The organism is Oceanobacillus sp. B139/18 (assembly GCF_055524595.1).
This window is the reverse complement of the sequence record NZ_JBVFXI010000007.1, coordinates 186,402-205,338: the sequence shown is the minus strand read 5'-3', so window position 1 is coordinate 205,338 and position 18,937 is coordinate 186,402. Positions and strand designations below refer to the sequence as shown.

Here is an 18,937-nt window from a genome sequence, read left to right as displayed (position 1 = left end):
GAAGCCTCTCTTAACTCCCCCGTAATTCCTTTAATGAGAAGCTGCTTATCAGCTTTATAAGCACTTCTCTACAAATCTTTATTTTCTTATTCGGGTGAATGATATACTGACAAATCAATCACTTAAAGCTTAAATCGCCTTACCAATCCATTTAATTCCTCAGCAAGCTGGGATAATTGCTCGGAACTTCCCGCTACCTCATCCATTGCACCGCTTGTTTGCTGCGTAGAAGCAGATGTCTGCTCAACTCCTGCAGCTGCTTCTTCAGAAATAGACGCTATTTCTCCAATTGAGTCATTCATTTCTTGGGTATTCGCAGTAATATCAGCTAAATTACCAGATACCAGATTAATATTTTCTGCCATTTTTGATATGGATTCGTTGATTTCATTAAAGGTTTTTCCAGTCGTCGTGATTTGGTTGGTTCCCATCTCTACTTCTGTATAACCACCTTTTAAGGATTCGACGACAGCACTTGTTTCACTCTGAATATTCATTACGATATTTGTAATATCTGTAACTGAAACAGCCACTTGTTCCGCTAGCTTCTTAACCTCATCAGCCACAACAGCAAAGCCTTTTCCATGCTCACCTGCTCTTGCTGCTTCGATTGCTGCATTTAATGCAAGGAGATTCGTCTGATCTGCAATATCTTTGATCATGGAAACAAGTTTTGATATTTGTTGGGACTGTTCATCCAGCCCTTCTACCTTCGCAACAGTTCCTTGAACAATCCGGTCAATTTTAGACATTTGATCTGTGGTAGCTGCCATTGCCTCGCTGCCTTTATGTGTCATTCCCAGCACTTCATTTGAATACTCCTGAACGCGTTCGCCATTAACATTGACTTCTTGTACTTTAGCAGAAAAGGTACCCATGATTGACGCTAAGTCACTAGCACTATTCGCCTGTGTTTCGGAACCTGCTGCCAATTCCTGCATCGTGATGGCCACCTGATCCGAACCAGATTTCACTTCATTTGCCGCCTGCGTTAATTCCTCACTTTGATTGGTAACTGTTTCGGACACAGCATTTATTTGTGTGAGTAAGTCACGTGTGTTGGTTGCCATTTCGTTGGCGGCGTTAACCAGCTGTCCAACTTCATCTCTGGAATCGGTTTGTAGGTCTTCCTGACTTAAATCTCCACCTGCAATAAGCTTCATTCGCTCCATTACGGTTTTAATCGGCTTTGTAATGACTCCTGCCGTAATAATTGCTGATGCAATGCTGAGAATAACAATCAAAATCGAAGCAATAATAACAATGGTTAATGTTTGCTCTCCATTATCAATAATCCCTTCCCCGTGCTGATTTATCTCTTCTTCCGAATTCGCTGCCAGTTCCTCATATCCAATCATGATTTCACGGACGATTGGGGTTAATTCATTAAGATTCTCTATGGCTGTATCTTGATCGCCGCTTTCATATACCGCAAACACATCTTCAGCAATTGCTGTTCGCCACTCGACGGTTTCGTTAATCAAATCATCAAATTCTGCCGTAACACCGACACTTCTTGCTAATTCTTCAAATTCGGTTCCTTGTTCCGTATATTCTTCAAAGCGGTCCTTCATCGTACTGTCTCCGCTTAATATGTAACCACGGGCTGTTGATATCCGGTTAGCCATCGTTGTTTCCATGCCCTTGTTTGCAATTAATTGCTGAAGATCGTTTTCAATTATATTGGTTGTATCCTGATTGACCTGTTTAATAGCTGTGTAATTATATATACCTAATATAATCACTAATAAAATAACCACCGAAAATGCAGCTATTACTTTGCTTTTGATGCTTTTGAAATTAAATATCTTTTCCATTGTTCTCTCCTTCTTTATATAAAAAATGGAACACTACGCGATTATCTTCAAGCTGTACACTGGAGATTCTATCTATTTTCTGATTGGGTAAGGGCAATTTTATTTTTAAAATTGCTGAGTCCGAACTTAATGATTTGTCTCGTGCGAAGATGTGTGGTTTGTATACGTTTATAGCGTGGAGGCTATGGTTGTACGTTAACCGAGAGAGGTCATAGTGCCTTTTTTTATATCGGCTTTTCAGGGGATTTTTAAAGGGAGAAGTTGATATATTTTGGAATAAATATACAGATATAAATACTAAACCGTTTTCTCATGATGCTCACAATAATTTGGTTTAAAGCAAAATTCTTATAATAAAAACCATTATTTTAATCTATAAAATTCGTGGAGTTAAATGCGTCTGTTATTCATCTCGTCCCAGATAGTTCTGGCATGAAACTTAGGTACTTTCCTAAGTTAAGAATATATATAGGTTCTAATTTCGTATAATTGATAGAATACAAATTCATTATCCCTATATACCATCTCCATTATAGCATCTAAAATAAATGATAATACTTCTTTTCCTATTCCCTATTTTCTATGAAATAACATACAATAGCTTACCTTAGCATTGTAAAAGGATGATGCCACACTTATGAAATAAAGTTAATACGAGCACCCGAAAGAATTTTTCCACTTCCTAAACTAATTAAAAATAGCTATACTATTGATAACTATTTTTAAGGAGACAAATTAATTTGACTAGTTATGAAATCGAAGACTCGACATATTTAGATGAAATTGAGGCAAATGCAACTGGACACAGAATAAAATTCTTAGCTCAGAAAGCAGGCTTATCACAATCAGAATTAGCAAAATTATTAAAAAGAGATGAAAAAACAATTTCTAATTATTATTGTGGAAAGTCTCTGCCTGACAAAGTTGATTTAATAATACTTTCAAAAATATTAGGAACGGATTATGACAATCTTTTAGTATATAGAGGGGATTTAGAAGGTTATCAACGAATTGACTATTACTCAATAGAATACAACGGAAAAGAAAACGAAATTAATCACGAAGCCATCAGTCGGGCCACGAAGGAAAGTAAACTATTCGATCCACATACAAAAGGACGTTGTAATATCCGCAATTTAGAGGAAGCTGGTTACTGCTTAGCGTTTTTTTGTTATTTAACTTAATTAGATATTAAAAAAAGGATGATGGACGCGTTGCTTTCAAGTGGAGGAGTTCACAGCATCTATATGCATCATATTTTTGAATTTGATCTTTGGCGAAAACTATCAAGTAAACAAAAGGATGATTGTAAAGCACAGTTTGCTATATGGCGCGGTAAGGATAGTTAAAATATGGAACCTAAACGCTATTTTCAGGATAAGCATTACTCATCGCATAATATTCATATAAAAATCTCCAGCCCAGACAGGGAGAACAAGCTAATCTGCCTGAGCTGGAAACATGAGTGTTCACTAATTATCGTTTTTTCTTTTCTTTTAATTCTACTAAAAATGAAACGACTGAATACGGTTTTATTTCCTCAGAAGCATCGACAGTCTCTTCCATTGCATTTATTGGCGTTACGTTCGATATATTGCTATCTTTAAATTTATCCATCAATTCGTTTATTGCCACAGATTGATAAGTCGGATTTTCCAATCGGATTATAAACTTCTCAGGGTAATAGTAAGAATTATAACAGCTGCTTACAAAATACTGATTATCTATTTCCAGCAGACTAAATCTAGTCTCCGTCAATGTAAGCTCTTGCCTCTTTGGTTGAATTTTATTATCAATTCGATTAATAAAGTAATTAAAGTCCTGTAATTGATAATAAACCGACGGAGATTCTTCATAACGCCTCCATTCAGTAACAGCCTCTTCCGAGAAGGCTTCATTCCCTATATTAATTGCAAAATTATATTGCATATTCTTATTTAATAGTTGGGCTGATGGGGTTTCCATCATTATATGCCCTCTTTTTGTAGTATCCCCTGAAGCTCTGCCAGGTCGATAAGCTAAATCTGGCTTACCTAAGCTATCTGTGGTTGCAAATAAAGTAATATATAAATCATTTTCTCTGTATTCATATTCTTTTGTATCCTTTGTATGAAACGTAATGGTATTATTTACGGTTTCAACGGAAACGATGCCATCAAATGGCTCTACATTTACAGGTTTTTCAGAATAGGTATTTTCCCAACCTTTTTGGCTTTGATTTGTTCTACGTATATAGCCAAATGGTAACGCAGCAGTTGCTTTACGAATCCGGCTACCTGCATTTATCTTTAATCTCATTCTATGATTCAATACCGTATTTATAAAATTCAAGTTTCCTCGGATACAATCATCTTCAGCAAGTGTGAAAGTGATAAGAAACGGGAATTTGACGGTTTTTGCTCCAGCTAATCTATCCTCCATATTATGAGGCAGCTGTATTTCTCCAAAGACCTTCATTTGCTGCATACCATCTGCTTTGTGTACCTCTGCATTTTTGTAATCAAGTCTAATAGACTCGTCTCCATAAATTGGAGAATAATCATACGTATCGCCGGCATTGCCCTCATCATAAATAGAGATAAAATCCGTGATTATAGCTTCATTCCTCTCCAACACCAACTCATTTTCTTCAAAGGAGAGCGTCATATGTGAATTAGCTATTTCTTTTATTTCTGTTCTTACCAATTCTTGTGCCGAATACTCAGAATAACCAAAAGATAACACACGGTATCCTAAACCTGGTAGTTCACACGCTAAGCGTATAGTCAGAATATAATATCCAGGTTCAGTAATATATCGATTACCCGCTGGTGTCTCTTCAAGTATATTCTCTCTGCTGTCTACATAATCTACTTTCTCAATAGTAAAATCTCTATCATAAAAATGAATATCTTTCCTTTTTGTTAGTACTTGAATGGTTTTATAACCCCGGAACTTATGAGGCTCCGTATTCAATAGAAGAATGTCTTCATTTTTTAGTTTTAAAGCTTCTGCCATTTGTTTCATAATTGTGTTTTCCATACTATCGCTAATTTCATTGGCTTCCTTTAATCGGTGCCGAATATCTTCAGCAACAGAATCAGAAACACAGCCGGCCAAGCTATCATGCGCTTGTGATTCGAGCAGCTTTTTCCATGCTTTTAATAATAAGCGATTACTGAAACGAATACCTAATTGATTGGCAATTACCAATATTGGCTCTATTCTTTTTATTAGCTTCTGTTCTAATTGATAGATTGATTGCTTGATATCCATTCGAACACTGCCAATTGTTTTATGAACTCGTGCCAGCACAGGAGAACGGAATTCTCCAACATACGTTTCTAAGTCTTTTTGTTTTATCTTTTCCAAAAAATCCTGATAACTGCTGACTTGATAATGATACCTTCCTAATTGGTTGATGCTTTTCACCTTCCCATTAAAATTTGTAATAATCGCAAGCTGGTCATTACCTGAGGGAATTAGTATATCTTCTGTGTCAGTAAACTTTTTGATAAAATCAACTGCAGGATCTAAACGTCCGGCTACGTACTCAGTGGTGGGTTCAAGAAGCATTCCTGTTCCATAACCCTGAGGCAGATTCAAAGCATAAATTTCTTGATGATCACCTAATCCACGCCATTTAAAATAAGGTGATTGAACGTGCTTACCTAAATGAACACCTCTCCATAAAACCACATTATCTAAACCAGCTTCCTTCAAGATGACCGGAATTTGTGCATTAAACCCAAAAGTATCCGGTAAATAGCCAATTGGCATATAGTCTCCATACTTCTTACTTTCAAAAACACCAATCATTGCATTGCGTAATATTGATTCACCAGAAGTAAAAAAAGCATCTGTCTGTGTATACCATGGACCAATGAATAATTGTTTTTGCGCAATCAATCGTTTAATATCTGTTAATCTTTCTGGATATAATTCAACGTATTCATCAAGTATAGAAAGCTGACCATCCAAAACAAAGCTGGCCTGCGGATTACTTAATAATTCATCAATAGCATCTGAAAATAATTGATCGCTCAAAACTAAAGCATCCATCGACGTAAAATACCATTCTCTATCCCAATGTGTATGATTAACAATGTGTACATTTGTCATTAGCTTTCCCACTCTTTTTCCCATTCTTCTTCATCAAAATCATCCTCATCCTCTAATTGATTTGCTTCAGCTAATTCCGGTTCTTTACGCAATAGTACCGTAGCAATCGCTACAAACAGAGAACCTACAGCAATTGATAAAATATAGACTGGCCATTTATCTACCGTAAACCAACCATAGAACCCGCTAATTGGAGCTTGGTTAACTGCTCCCAGACCAATAGCCATGGATGAGCCAATAGCAGAGCCAATTACCGTGCACGATATGACCTTTATAGGGCTCTCCACTGCAAAGGGAATAGCTCCTTCACTCACACCGACAAGCCCCATGACAACAGAAGATTTACCGGCTTCTCTTAACTCTCTATTATATTTTCGCTTTGCTATAAAGGTTGCCAGACCCAATCCAATTGGCGGAATAATAATGGCAACCTGTGCAGCCGTATTCGGACCATAAATACCACTTGTTAATAATGCCATTGCCGTCGTAACAGCTGCTTTATTTACCGGCCCGCCAAGGTCAAAACCTACCATTGCTCCAACAATTGCCGCCATAATAATTTGATTCCCGCCGCTCAAACCATTTAGCCAGTTCTCTAACCCCGTATTTAAGGAGGCAAAAGGAACACCGATAATATATTGAATAGCTAATAATGTTATCAAGGTGCCGAAAACCGGAACTAAAAAGACAGGAACAATCGAAGACATAGATTTCGGTAGCCGCACATTATTTTTAATCCATAAACATACATATCCAGCGATCAAACCAGCTGCTAAAGCTCCCAGAAAACCTGCCTCAATATCCTTTACCAGCATCCCACCAACTAACCCTGCTGCAATACCTAATTTATCGGATATAGAATATGCTATAAAAGCAGCGATAACTGGAAACATTAAATCTAATGCAATACCACCAAACCCATCAATATCATGTAAAAGGCGGATGATAACATTTCCGCTTTCAGCATAAGATTCATCCCAGATGTCTTGGATTCCAAACATAGAACCTCCAACACGTGAAATAGCCATAATAACTGCTCCTGCAATAACTAAAGGTATCATATATGATATCCCGGTCAATACATGATTTTTTATGTCTCTTGCAACATTTCTCATCTCTATCCCCTCTTTCTTTACTGATTGTCCACTAGTGCAAGAGCATCACTAATGACTTTCTCAGCATCTTTGATTGGTGCTGCCACAGGTACATGTAAAATTCTCTGGTGATCAAAACGTTCTTTATCTCTTACTTTTGTATCTACTGCAAAAATGACTACTTCACCAATATTGACATCCTTTTCGGTCAGTTCATTTTCAATCCCTGTTGCTCCTTGGGTTTCTACTTTTAGTAAATGCCCCATAGATTTTGCTGCTTTTTTTAACGCTTTTGCTGCCATATATGTATGTGCAACACCTGTAGCGCACGCTGTTACTGCAATAATTTTTCTCTTCATAATCAATTCCTCCAATTAACTTAATATATTTACGATTTTTTGTTTATCCGTTTCCTTTTTTAATTTCTCTACCACATCATCGTCCATTAATTTCATTGAGATCTGCGATAGTAATTTTAAATGTGTATCCTTCTTGTCTTTCTCCGGAATAGCGAACATAATAACAACAGAAACAGGTTGATCATCTAAAGATTTCCATTCTACCGGAGTTTTTAATTTTCCCACAGCAATAGCTGCTTCCAACACTCCCTTTGATTTACCGTGAGGAATAGCAATGCCCCCTCCGACCCCTGTAGTCGATTGTGATTCTCTTTCTAAAACGGAACCGATGTATGCATCTTTATTTGTTAAAACTTGTTTTTCATTAATTTTCTCACTTAACTTTCTAATTACTTCCTCCTGTGTTTGAGCTTCCATATCTATTTCTACTTGCTGTACATTTAAAATTGTCGCTACATCCATCATTTTCTTCCTTTCAAATATGTCCATACTTGTTGATAATCGCCCTTAGTCAATTTCTGTTGAACGGGATGATCAATAATTTCTAATAAAGCATCATATATTTGCTCCAGCTGCTGAGGTGATTCATCCTTGATACAAATAAAAAATACAAATTTCACTTGTGTTGTGCCCCAATTGATTGGATTAGCTAAACGTAAAAAGGCTATTTTCGATTGGTTCACATATTTAGGGTCCCCATGAGGTGTTGCAAACCTTCCAAACGATGTGAAAGATAAATTTTCTCTGTTTTTCACTGATTCTATTATCTCTGGTTGTACGATATCCCTTTGAGCTAATTCATCAACGAGATAGGTGAGAACATCATCCACCGAGCTTAAATCCTTATCTAAAAACAGTGTATTTGACGATATTAACTTTGCGAATGCTTCCTCTTGCTTATCATTTGATTTCTGTTTTTCATGAATTTCCTCTTGGATCCTTGCTTGATCATGAATGTCTAGCAATGGTGAAATTACTAATACCTTTCTATTTTCAATTTCTAGGTTCACCGTACTTAAAATCAAGTCTTCTATTACTTCCGTGTGAAATAGCTGTTGTACAGATAAAATCCTGAAAACCTCTAATTGAGAGAAATTTTTCCTCATTCTTGCCGCCAATAGCTGTGACGTTCCTTTTCCACTGTTACACACAATCAACACCTTTAACTTGTCTTCAGATAACTCTTCTATCCGTTCTTTATATGCCTGAATATGCACCGCTAAAAAAGCAACTTCATCGTCAGGAACTGAAATCTGAAAGGCTTTTTCGAGTCTGTCTTTAATATAAATTGCTTCTTCAAAGGAAATAGGAAAATACTTCTTCACATCATCTAAAAACGGATGTTTGATTGGCAAATGAAACAATAATCGATTAACAGCCATTTTCAGATGACTTACTATTCCATCCAGAAGCTTTTGATCATAGGATGGAAGGAAATCACGAATAACAGTCAGCACCGTATCCTCTATTCTTGTTTCCGGCTGATAGAACACAGCATCTTTCTTCTTTAATCGGTTATTATTGGACTCCAAGTGCATTCGGATATAATACAGTTCATTCTGTGATAAAGTAACTTGAAAGCTAGCTTCTATCAGCTGAATTAATAGTCTGGCTTCTTCCTGAAATTCCTCTGATAATTCTTCTTGTACAGGCTCTTTGAGATTCTTACCTTCTTTTATCCGCTCAATTGCAATGAGTAAATGCAATAATAACGATTGATATCCAAAATCGCTAAATACAAAATTGGTACTCTCTACAAATTCTTGTAAAACCTTATTTAACTGAATCAAACTATCTTTATTAAAAAAATCGCTTACAAAATCAGGGATGCTCTCTAACAAATGAATTAAATATTCCTCACGCTTTACGATATGCCAGTTCTGACCCCAAAAATAAAGAATTAAATCCAAGGCCAGCTTTCTTCTTTCCTGCTCCATTAAATTTAGAAAAGAACCCCTGCCTGGGATACGGTCAATAGTGACATTAAACAACTGGAATACGTTCGTTACTTCTTGTAAATCTTTTTCCATGGTCGATTTACTAACGAATGTAATATCCATTAAGTCTTGAAGTGTAAAGTAATCCGTTTTTTGTAAAATGTTGAAACAAAGAAATTGAATTCTCTCCTCACGCGTTTGAAGCCTATTTACGTTAGCTTTCTGATTAATCATTGAATAAATTTTCTCTCTATCCCCTCTTAAAAACACACCAACATTCGCCTTACGAATAAGTTCAACGTCACTTCCTTTGAATAAAGATTCAATGTTATTTAAAGATTGGGTAATGGTTTTATTAGATAATCCCATATACCTTGCAATTTGAGTCACTGTCGTTTTTTCTTCTACAAGCAAATATTTTATTATTTCTTGCTCCCTTATACTCAAATCCATTGTGATTCGCTCCCTCTATACTTATATCCTATTAGTAAAGCCAATTTGTGAAAACCCTTTCTTTTACATGAATGATTCATGTAAAAGGTGGGTTGTGGGTGATATGTAATGTTTTTTATTTAATATATAGTGCCCTTTTACGAATTGAATCGATAGATCATTTTTTTCTACTGGCTATCTTATCCATAGAGATTCTGAATACGGATAAACAGACGAATTCTAAAGGAATTGCTATCAATCGTCACCATTCTAGTCTTAATAATGCTTGTTTCACCCATAATAACCAATCTGGTATAATAATACATAATAGACGACAACTAGGAGTGAATAAAGTGAATAAAAAAAATATACATGTTGTTGGCGCAGTAATTATAAAAGACGATAAAATTTTATGTGCGCAACGTGGCGAATCAAAAAATCTGTCCTATAAATGGGAGTTTCCAGGTGGGAAAATAGAATCTGGCGAAACACCTCAGCAAGCGCTAAAGCGTGAAATTCAGGAGGAAATGGAATGTGATATTGCAGTTGGAGAAAAAATCGATCATACCGTATATGAGTATGACTTTGGAATCGTTCATTTAACAACTTTTTATTGTACCTTACAAAAGGGAAGCCCCCTTTTAACAGAACATCATAGTATTAAATGGCTTTTTAAGTATGAACTTTCATCATTAGATTGGGCTCCAGCAGATATTCCAACTATTGAAAAGCTAGAAAACATGTAAAGCAAATTTCAAGGGAAGGAAGGAAAATATGGATCATTTTCTCCAAGACTTAAAGGATTCTTTATATAAAGGCTTTATTAATCAAAATAGCGAAAAAAGAGATAGCTATAAACCAAGATTATTAGTAAATAACATACAGCGTAATGAAACTGTCTTATCTCCACTACTTGAAGAGTTAGATAAATGTGAGTCGTTTATATTTTCTGTAGCTTTTATTACCGAAAGCGGGTTAGCTACTCTTAAATCCCACTTATATGACTTAAAAAGAAAAGGGATAAAAGGCCGAATATTAACATCAACCTTTTTACAATTTAATCATCCCAACGCCTTTAAAGAGTTATTAAAAATTACAAATGTAGAGGTTAGATTAACCAATTTAAAGGGTTTTCATTCAAAAGGATATATATTTGATCATAATAGCTACTATTCATTAATTGTAGGGAGCTCTAATTTAACTGCACAAGCTTTAAAAGAAAATTATGAGTGGAATGTACATTTAACTTCTCATGAAAACGGATCAGTCATTCGACATTTCAAAAAACAATTTGAAGATATCTGGGCGGATGCTGTTATATTGACTGAGGAATGGATTATGGCCTATGAACAAAGCTATCAACCAGTTGATTTACAAGCAGCAACTAAGGTCATAGAACTACCGGAAATTTATGAAACAAACCCCTTAGAAGAAGCTTTAACAATTACGCCCAATAAAATGCAGCAGAATGCTCTAGAACAAATAGAAGCACTAAGACAAGAGGGACATGATAAAGGTTTAGTAATTTCGGCAACAGGAACAGGAAAAACATATCTTTCCGCATTTGATGTCCGTAACGTTGCTCCAAAGCGGATGTTATTTATTGTTCATCGCGAACAAATCCTACGTAAGGCTAAATCTGACTTTCAACGTATCTTAGGAGGGTTAGATAATGATTTTGGGATATTATCTGGATCAAGTAAAGAAACAGATGCAAAGTATCTCTTTACGACAATCCAAACTATATCGAAACAAGAGACATTAAATACATTTGATCCGGAATTATTTGATTATATTCTTATCGATGAAGTACATAAAGCTGGCGCTAGCTCTTATCAGCGTGTGATTGATTATTTTAAACCAAGGTTTCTTTTAGGTATGACAGCAACTCCCGAAAGAACCGATGATTTCAATATCTATGAGCTGTTCAACTACAATATCGCTTATGAGATCCGTCTTCAAGAAGCCTTAGAAGAAGATATGCTTTGTCCCTTTCATTATTTTGGCGTAACAGACATAGAATATGATGGAAAATTAGTAGACGATACGACCATTGTATCTAATTTAGTTACAGAAGAGCGTGTTAATCATATTCTTGAAAAAATCGATTACTATAGCTATTCCGGTGATTGCGTAAAGGGTTTAATATTTTGTAGTAGAAAAGAGGAAGCAAAGGAGCTATCTGAGGTTCTGAATAACAGAGGATTTCGTACAGTGCCTTTAACAGGGGCAGATTCTCAAGATTTCCGGCTACATCAAGTAGAGCGTTTAGAAAACGGGGCCCTTGATTACATAATTACAGTTGATATTTTTAACGAGGGTATTGATATACCTAGCATCAATCAGGTTGTAATGCTAAGACAAACACAATCAAGTATTATTTTCATACAACAGCTAGGCAGAGGACTACGGAAACATCCATCTAAAGAATTTGTGACAATTATTGATTTTATAGGAAATTATAAAAATAATTATCTTATCCCAGTTGCCCTATCTGGTGACAAATCACAAAACAAGGATAATATTCGCCGGCGTACTGCGGAAACAAACTATATCAAAGGCGTATCCAGTATTAATTTTGAAGAAATTGCAAGAAAACAAATCTTTAAATCCATTAGTTCCAGCAACTTAACAACTCAAAAAGTATTAAGAGATGCTTATATTGAGCTGAAAAATCGATTAGGACGTATCCCTTACCTAGAAGATTTTATTCATAATCATTCCATCGATCCAACAGTTATTATTGGAAAATATAATACTTATTATGCTTTTCTTGTAAAAATGAAAGAAAAAGTTCCTGCTCTTAGTGATTATGATCAACGTGTATTAACCATGCTTTCTAAAGAGTTGTTAGATGGTAAGAGACAACATGAACTTTTATTATTACAGCTACTTTTACAGCAAGGAAAAGTGAATAAGCAAGAATATATAAGCATATTAGAGGATAACAATTGCCTGGTCAATGAAAGCATCCTTGAATCTGTAGAAAATGTAATGAACTTATCCTTCTTTACACAAGCAGACCTAAAAAAGTATGGAGAAAAACCAATTATCACTCTTTCAGTAGATAACGAGTATACTTTTAATAAAGAAGTACACCAAAATTTAGAGTCAAATGAATACTATAAAAAACTAGTATACGATATGGTCATAACTGGAATGGAACGAAGTAAAAAATATAAATCAAACAGCTTATTTACTTTAAAAGAAAAATATACGAGAAAAGACGCATGTAAGCTTTTAAATTGGAATAAAGATGAAAGCTCTACAATGTATGGATACAAACCAAAGCATCAAACTTGCCCGATTTTTGTTACCTACCATAAAGACAATGAAGTAGAATCTAGTGTGGATTATGGAGATGAATTAATCAGTCCAAATGTTTTCAAATGGTATACTCGAAGTAACAGAACCTTGAAATCAGAAGAGGTTCAAAAAATCATTCATGCTGAAACGAAAGGGATAGATATTCATCTCTTTATCAAGAAGGATGATGATGAAGGAAGCGACTTCTATTACCTTGGACAGGCACTGCCTAATCAACAAACTGTAGAGCAGGATAATATGCTAGATAAAAATAATAAAGAAATTCCTGTTGTTCATATGAATATGATTTTGAATGAACCTGTGGATTATGATTTGTATCGGTATATTACTTCGGGGGATGAGTGAAAGGATTATTTGGTTAGAAAGATAAGTGATTGGTAGCTTAAATCTATAAAAAGGATTTCCGTATGGTGCGAATGACCAAGATTGATACGGAAATCCTTTTTATCACTTTTTTAGATTAGGTCAGTAACTCAAAGCTGGTATAGTTAGATTGTTATGTCTGTAATCCCCGTACTGCTATCATTTATAAGTTCCTTTATCTTCAGCTACAAACGAATTTGAATTAAAAAATCCTTCAGAGTCATAATCAATAACCTTTTCAATCCTACCCTTTAAGTAGTTTGCCAATGCAGTATCCGTACAGTAAACAAAACAACCTTTTTGACCTCGAGTCAACAATGTCCTGTACGTATTTCTTATAATCGTGTCAGCTAGTTTTTCTGCTTCTTTAGGTTTTTCTTTTATCATTTTTTTAATACCAAATAGAGAACGATCTGATTTAGCACGCTTGGTATAATCCGTACAGACTTTTCCATCTCTAAATAAGAGATCGTCCCCAATAATTACAGCTACATAATCAAATTCTAATCCCTGTGAAGTGTGGATGCAGCCAGCTTCATTTACAGAACTATCATCAATAGCCCATGTTAATGTATTATCTAAGTTCCAGCTAATACCAAAGTTTTTTTCTGGAATGACTATATCTGGAATATCCGACTTAGTTCTTGATTCCTTGGGCCATTCCCAACAGTAACCAGCCAGCATTCGCGCTTTATTATTATCCTTATTTAAATTTCTAATACTCTCTACTAATTTGTTAGGATCATCAAATACACGAAAATCATAGTCCTTACCTATAAAATTCGAATTAGCTGTTTCTCTAATTTGTAGCACATTATCAATCCATGCTAAATAACCGTCAGATCCATTACACCTGAATTGGGACTCCAGCTTTAATTTATGAATTACTCCATTGTGCTCGTTTGTATATTTCTTGATTAGATCCATACTGCCTATATCTTTTAAAGTTACTCTTTGATGTTCATCTATAAAAAATATTGTCATATTACTAGCATGAATTAATTCTTTTACTTGATTTTCACCCAAGTTCTGAAACATTCCTGATTTTTCATTTAGGCGGTGTGCCTCGTCTACTATCAAGACATCAAATTCATTATTGGGTGTATCAACGTAACTACCAGATCCTTTAAATAAATTATCGATTTGCGTCTTTTTAAAATCTTGTTTAAGCTTTGTAGCATAGATATTTCTAGGGGCTGAGTTTTTTGTTACATATTGTGCTACCAGACTCTTTTTAGTTAATTCAACTAATAGATTAACTGCTAAAACTGATTTTCCAGTTCCCGGTCCACCTTCTACAATAAGTACTTGTTTAGTATTTGTTCGTTTCGCTTCACTAGCAAGTCTTAAAGCTTCTTCAAATACAACCTTCTGTTCATCAATCATAATAAATTCTTCATTTCCCTGCAGCATTGAATTTAATGCGTCTTGTAATGATTTGGATGGCCGTATCCTTCCTTTTTCTATCTTATATAAGGTCTCTTTATTATCTCCGTACTTTATGTATTTCTTTATAAACTCTCTTAGTCTTTTCGCATCTCCCTTTGCATAAACAGGTGCCTGATCTAAATAGTATTGATATACGTTATCTGTTAAAGGATCAGAATCTTTGTTTACTATATAATTATGCAAGTATGCACAAGGATACATATCTATGGCGTCTTGCTGTACAGTTGCATTATAATCTTTAATTAATGATGCGTAGGACCAAGCTTGATAGGAAGGATGCGTAGTCTCCACAAGACCATTGCTAAAATTAGTCTTAACAATTGCTTCTTTACCTTCAACTTTTTCAACCTTATCCCATTGTTTCAATTCAACTATGACTACAGACTCTTTATTATCTCTCTTTCCAGTTATTAAAAAATCAACTCTTTTTGATGAATACGGGATTCTATACTCAATTGCAACACCAGCATTTTTAGGTATCTCACTGTCTCCTAACACTCTATACATATATTGCATTGAATTATCCCATGACCGAACTTCACTTTTATTTACAGATCCTATTTTTTCTTGGAAGTTGTTAATAATATTAGTAGTTAACTCATCGTTAAAAACATCCTCTAAAAATTCGGATTTTGTGGCTTCGTATACTAACATAGAGATCCCTCAATCTATTAATTAAAATTTTTCTTAAAACAATATGCAATTCTATTTTATCAAAATATCAAATATTTGTAAGGGAGAAGTAAAAATAAACATGGATCTAGCGTTTCATAATGAACGATGGTAAGAGGGGGACGTTGATCCATTCCCTTTAATAAGGCAATGGTGCCTTTCCCATCATTCAGGTTGCCAGAAGAAAACAAAGTCTGCAGAATATATTGGCTAGATGTACCAACTGCAAAGTAGCTTTTGGAGCCATACCAGAATTCGTTTTACCTGCATTCTTTTTCACACCTCATTTTGGGTTCATTGGTACCTCTGCATGCAATACGTAATACGTCTAACGGACCCTCTAACTGTGTTACAATTTTCTTTTCATACAATGGCAGGCTCACTTCCTTTTCTGCATGTTCTTAAAGCTACCGGTCACGCTCTTCCTTAGATTTAAAACCGCGCTTTTTCGTGCGTCTTCCAACTTTTCTTCTTTGTGAACAGGCCCTTGTCTCGTGCTTCAAAATGGGTGACATCGATGACGATGACTTCATCAACGAGAATACGCAGCTTCTGACGGCGTAGAATCAGAAACAAGAAATTCGCAGTTCACTTTAAAGATAAAGTCATAGTTTAGACACTTGATTAGGTCTTTAATCGTTGGGATACGCTCGATATAGCAAATAAAAAAAGAAATAATCCCGCATAATTTAGCTCACCAGGCGCTCCTAGCCGAGATTTCTAATTAATCGCATGATAAATAAAATCCAGATCAATCGCTGAAATAATCGCTTCATACTTTTGGGTAGGTTTCATATCATGTAATTCTTGAATGCCAAATAGACTTGATTGTCGTATAATGGTTATAAGAAGTACACCTCTAGTCTTTGTGAAATTCACTCATTTAGAAAAAATGAAAAAGTGTTCAATTTTAACTAGCGGATATAACTAATGATTCTGTTTTCACAGTCAAAATCTTAACTTCACTAAATAATATCCTTTTTTTATATTTAACATTCTTTTAAACCCATTTACTGAAGAAGGTTCCTTAATTAAACAGGACATATTATTTATTGAAGAAGGACCAGAAAATTTCTGCTAACTGTATGGCTCTTTTATCAATATCTTCAGTTGAAAACGCATTATATTCTTTAATAAAATCTTGCATCATTTTATATTTACTTTGATTATAAATATGTAACTTTTGTGTATATTCTATTTCCCCATGATTTTTTTGCTTTAAACTATTAACCTCTTGATTATATTTATTTTCTAAAACTATTAAGTTACCAATATTAACATTTGTTTCATCTATACTTTCATCTATTATGTGTTCAATTGAATAATCACTATCGTTAAATAATCTTCCTTCTAATTGGTTAGATATTTGCTTAATAGCATACTGAGCAGGAAAAGAAGAGAAACCTAACCTAGCTTCTTTTTTATCAAACCTTAAATCTTTAAATGCTTCTATAAAAGCTTCCTTAGTTAGTAATTCTAATAGAGAACTCTTTAACTTTTGAATAGCTTCGAGAACGTCTTTTTTGTCTTTAGCCTTAGCCATAGATGTAGAAAATTTTCTATATGGTTGGCTAGTTTTATTAGACCGAATTTTCAAGCTAGTCCCAAAAGCAGCGAAATGAAAATCACTCAAAAATTTCAAGAATTTTATTTTCTCTTTCTGGCTCAATTGGATTTTAGTTTTATATAATGAAAGAAGTGCTACACGAACCTGGACTCCTTTAAAAAGAGTTATAGATGTAAGAAACTCTTCTTCAGCTTTTTTTTCCTGTCGACGATAATTATTAGCATCAGGTTTTATAAGTTCTACGTAGATATCTAATGATTTTTTGATATCTGTAATTAGTGTTTGAATTTCTTCTTTTGTTGTATATACACCATATTTTTTGATGAATTTATTATAAAGATTACGCCCATTTGCACTGTCTTTGGGATGAAAAGCTTTCCAATAATGTAAAAAGAACTCATTGAAATCTGTGTCAACACCACTAATCTTTTTATGGAATTCTGTCCAACTGTTTGACATTTCATCAACGCCGCCTTCAGTAATTTCAATCCTACTAAAAATAGAGTTTTTAATAAGATCTACCTGAGAGAGAGGTTTCCCCTTTGAATTAATATTTTCAAATATTTTATTGGCTTGTTCTCTATCTGACACAAATACTTCAATAACTTCAGATTTTAATACTTGATCTCTCAATATCTTCAGTGCTTCTATATAATCTTTTTCTTCAATTTTTATCTTATGTAAAGTATTTATTTTCTTTAGGTATTTATCTTTTTTAAGTATGTTACAAAAAAAGGTGAATGTTTTTTTTAATAATTCTTCTTCTTCAGTTTGAGGTTCAACATCACCATTTTTAGTTTTATAATCTTGAATAGTTTGAGTAAAGTAGGGATAACTAGACATTGTATGTAATTTTCTTTTATTTTCTCCATCTATCTTCTTAATTAAATATTCATTTTGAATAGTTTCAGCATAAGCATGAGCTGAATCATCTTTTTCAGTAGATATAGAAAATAAAGTATTTCTTAATGCTGCTAATAAAATTGTTATTGTCGTTAACCTTTGCTGACCATCAATAACTTCCACAAAATCCTCATCTTTCTCCCCTAAAAACAGCATATTTCCTAAATAATATTGAGAGGCCTTAAATTTTGAATCTGTAAAATTTATTTGGAATAACATATCGTTCAAGAATTCATCATAATTATTTTGTTCCCACGAAAAATCCCTTTGAAATCTTGGGATTCGATAGAGTCTTGTAGCCGTTAATAGCCCTTTTATACTGTTACTTCTTGCATCAAAATCCATCGTTATTCTCCTTTTTAATTAACTTTAAATTTAGCACACCTTATAATAAAGGAATTTTTATTAAAACTTGTTTAAAATGCCAAGTGGGAATATTAACATCTATGTAATTTCTTTCCGAATAACGGATTATTAATTTTCCATCTCATTAATAGATTTTAGAACGAGAGTTACCCATCCGCATAGAATACAATATCAAATGTCTTTTCTTCTAGTCTGTTAATATTATCTAATTGATTAACCTCAGTTTTATATGCAAATAATACTGGTAAAGGCTTCTTAGTAAAAGTTTCATTGATCTCGACGTATATTCAATTACTGCCCCTAAAACATCTACCTGATAAAACTGGTAAGCTTGGACATAAATATTGACGAGTAGTCATTGCTAAGAATGAAGTCATCTCAAACTCATAAAAAAGTATATTAATTATTGACTAAAACTCATATTCTACTCTAAATATATCTTTTTTATCCATACTTTTTAATTGTTTAAAGTAGAAATTATTCAAGTTTACAAAAATTCCCGTAAAGCCCTTTTAAAAATCTAAACTCTAATGTGTATAGGGATGTCTTC

General features: G+C 34.3%; 11 protein-coding genes and 1 pseudogene. 3 read left to right on the top strand and 9 right to left on the bottom strand.

Annotated features, from left to right (window positions below; genetic code table 11):
• Window positions 1-122: 122 nt before the first annotated feature.
• A complete protein-coding gene (locus ACZSMY_RS18985) occupies window positions 123-1,817 on the bottom strand; it encodes a methyl-accepting chemotaxis protein (RefSeq protein WP_465148170.1) in 1,695 nt (564 codons plus the stop codon).
• 740 nt (window positions 1,818-2,557) lie between these two features.
• On the opposite strand from ACZSMY_RS18985, the gene ACZSMY_RS18980 reads away from it, so the two are divergent.
• Entirely contained in the window at window positions 2,558-3,001 is a 444-nt protein-coding gene (locus tag ACZSMY_RS18980; protein ID WP_465148169.1) for a helix-turn-helix domain-containing protein, read from the top strand.
• Between the two features lie 292 nt (window positions 3,002-3,293).
• On the opposite strand, the gene ACZSMY_RS18975 is transcribed toward ACZSMY_RS18980, so the two are convergent.
• Genes ACZSMY_RS18975 through ACZSMY_RS18955 form a run of 5 tightly spaced genes read right to left on the bottom strand, consistent with a single transcriptional unit; the run spans window position 3,294 to window position 9,761 of the window.
• Entirely contained in the window at window positions 3,294-5,918 is a 2,625-nt protein-coding gene (locus ACZSMY_RS18975; RefSeq protein ID WP_465148168.1) for a glycoside hydrolase family 38 N-terminal domain-containing protein, read from the bottom strand.
• Window positions 5,918-7,033, bottom strand: a complete 1,116-nt coding sequence (locus ACZSMY_RS18970) for a PTS fructose transporter subunit IIC (protein WP_042528815.1) — start codon at window positions 7,031-7,033, stop codon at window positions 5,918-5,920. The genes ACZSMY_RS18975 and ACZSMY_RS18970 overlap by 1 nt, the downstream gene beginning before the upstream one ends.
• 17 nt (window positions 7,034-7,050) lie before the next feature.
• A complete protein-coding gene (locus tag ACZSMY_RS18965; RefSeq protein ID WP_212929519.1) occupies window positions 7,051-7,371 on the bottom strand; it encodes a PTS fructose transporter subunit IIB in 321 nt (106 codons plus the stop codon).
• A gap of 15 nt (window positions 7,372-7,386) precedes the next feature.
• Entirely contained in the window at window positions 7,387-7,833 is a 447-nt protein-coding gene (locus ACZSMY_RS18960; RefSeq protein WP_289584539.1) for a PTS sugar transporter subunit IIA, read from the bottom strand.
• A complete protein-coding gene (locus ACZSMY_RS18955; protein WP_289584541.1) occupies window positions 7,833-9,761 on the bottom strand; it encodes a BglG family transcription antiterminator in 1,929 nt (642 codons plus the stop codon). The genes ACZSMY_RS18960 and ACZSMY_RS18955 overlap by 1 nt, the downstream gene beginning before the upstream one ends.
• A 332-nt stretch (window positions 9,762-10,093) precedes the next feature.
• Here ACZSMY_RS18955 and ACZSMY_RS18950 point away from each other — a divergent pair, with 332 nt between their 5' ends.
• Window positions 10,094-10,486, top strand: a complete 393-nt coding sequence (locus ACZSMY_RS18950; RefSeq protein ID WP_465148167.1) for a (deoxy)nucleoside triphosphate pyrophosphohydrolase — start codon at window positions 10,094-10,096, stop codon at window positions 10,484-10,486.
• Window positions 10,487-10,514: 28 nt separating this feature from the next.
• A complete protein-coding gene (locus ACZSMY_RS18945) occupies window positions 10,515-13,412 on the top strand; it encodes a DEAD/DEAH box helicase (RefSeq protein WP_465148166.1) in 2,898 nt (965 codons plus the stop codon).
• Window positions 13,413-13,589: 177 nt separating this feature from the next.
• Here the strand turns inward: ACZSMY_RS18945 and ACZSMY_RS18940 are convergent, their stop codons facing one another.
• From ACZSMY_RS18940 to ACZSMY_RS18930, 3 genes and pseudogenes are all read right to left on the bottom strand, one after another.
• Window positions 13,590-15,533, bottom strand: coding sequence for a DNA/RNA helicase domain-containing protein (locus ACZSMY_RS18940; RefSeq protein ID WP_465148165.1), 1,944 nt, complete (start codon window positions 15,531-15,533; stop codon window positions 13,590-13,592).
• Window positions 15,534-15,637: 104 nt separating this feature from the next.
• Window positions 15,638-16,397, bottom strand: a pseudogene (locus ACZSMY_RS18935) (IS5/IS1182 family transposase); the annotation flags it as partial.
• Window positions 16,398-16,596: 199 nt separating this feature from the next.
• Window positions 16,597-18,366 carry a DUF262 domain-containing protein gene (locus ACZSMY_RS18930; protein ID WP_455725755.1) on the bottom strand — a complete coding sequence of 590 codons (1,770 nt, stop codon included), beginning with the start codon at window positions 18,364-18,366 and terminating at the stop codon, window positions 16,597-16,599.
• Between the last annotated feature and the right edge of the window lie 571 nt (window positions 18,367-18,937).

Bases quoted from the DNA above. Each gene is read 5' to 3' on its own strand.
- ACZSMY_RS18970 (WP_042528815.1), bottom strand. From the start codon at position 7,033: ATGAGAAATGTTGCAAGAGACATAAAAAATCATGTATTGACCGGGATA.
- ACZSMY_RS18930 (WP_455725755.1), bottom strand. From the start codon at position 18,366: ATGGATTTTGATGCAAGAAGTAACAGTATAAAAGGGCTATTAACGGCT.
- ACZSMY_RS18945 (WP_465148166.1), top strand. From the start codon at position 10,515: ATGGATCATTTTCTCCAAGACTTAAAGGATTCTTTATATAAAGGCTTT.
- ACZSMY_RS18960 (WP_289584539.1), bottom strand. From the start codon at position 7,833: ATGGATGTAGCGACAATTTTAAATGTACAGCAAGTAGAAATAGATATG.
- ACZSMY_RS18985 (WP_465148170.1), bottom strand. From the start codon at position 1,817: ATGGAAAAGATATTTAATTTCAAAAGCATCAAAAGCAAAGTAATAGCT.
- ACZSMY_RS18940 (WP_465148165.1), bottom strand. From the start codon at position 15,533: ATGTTAGTATACGAAGCCACAAAATCCGAATTTTTAGAGGATGTTTTT.
- ACZSMY_RS18975 (WP_465148168.1), bottom strand. From the start codon at position 5,918: ATGACAAATGTACACATTGTTAATCATACACATTGGGATAGAGAATGG.
- ACZSMY_RS18965 (WP_212929519.1), bottom strand. From the start codon at position 7,371: ATGAAGAGAAAAATTATTGCAGTAACAGCGTGCGCTACAGGTGTTGCA.
- ACZSMY_RS18955 (WP_289584541.1), bottom strand. From the start codon at position 9,761: ATGGATTTGAGTATAAGGGAGCAAGAAATAATAAAATATTTGCTTGTA.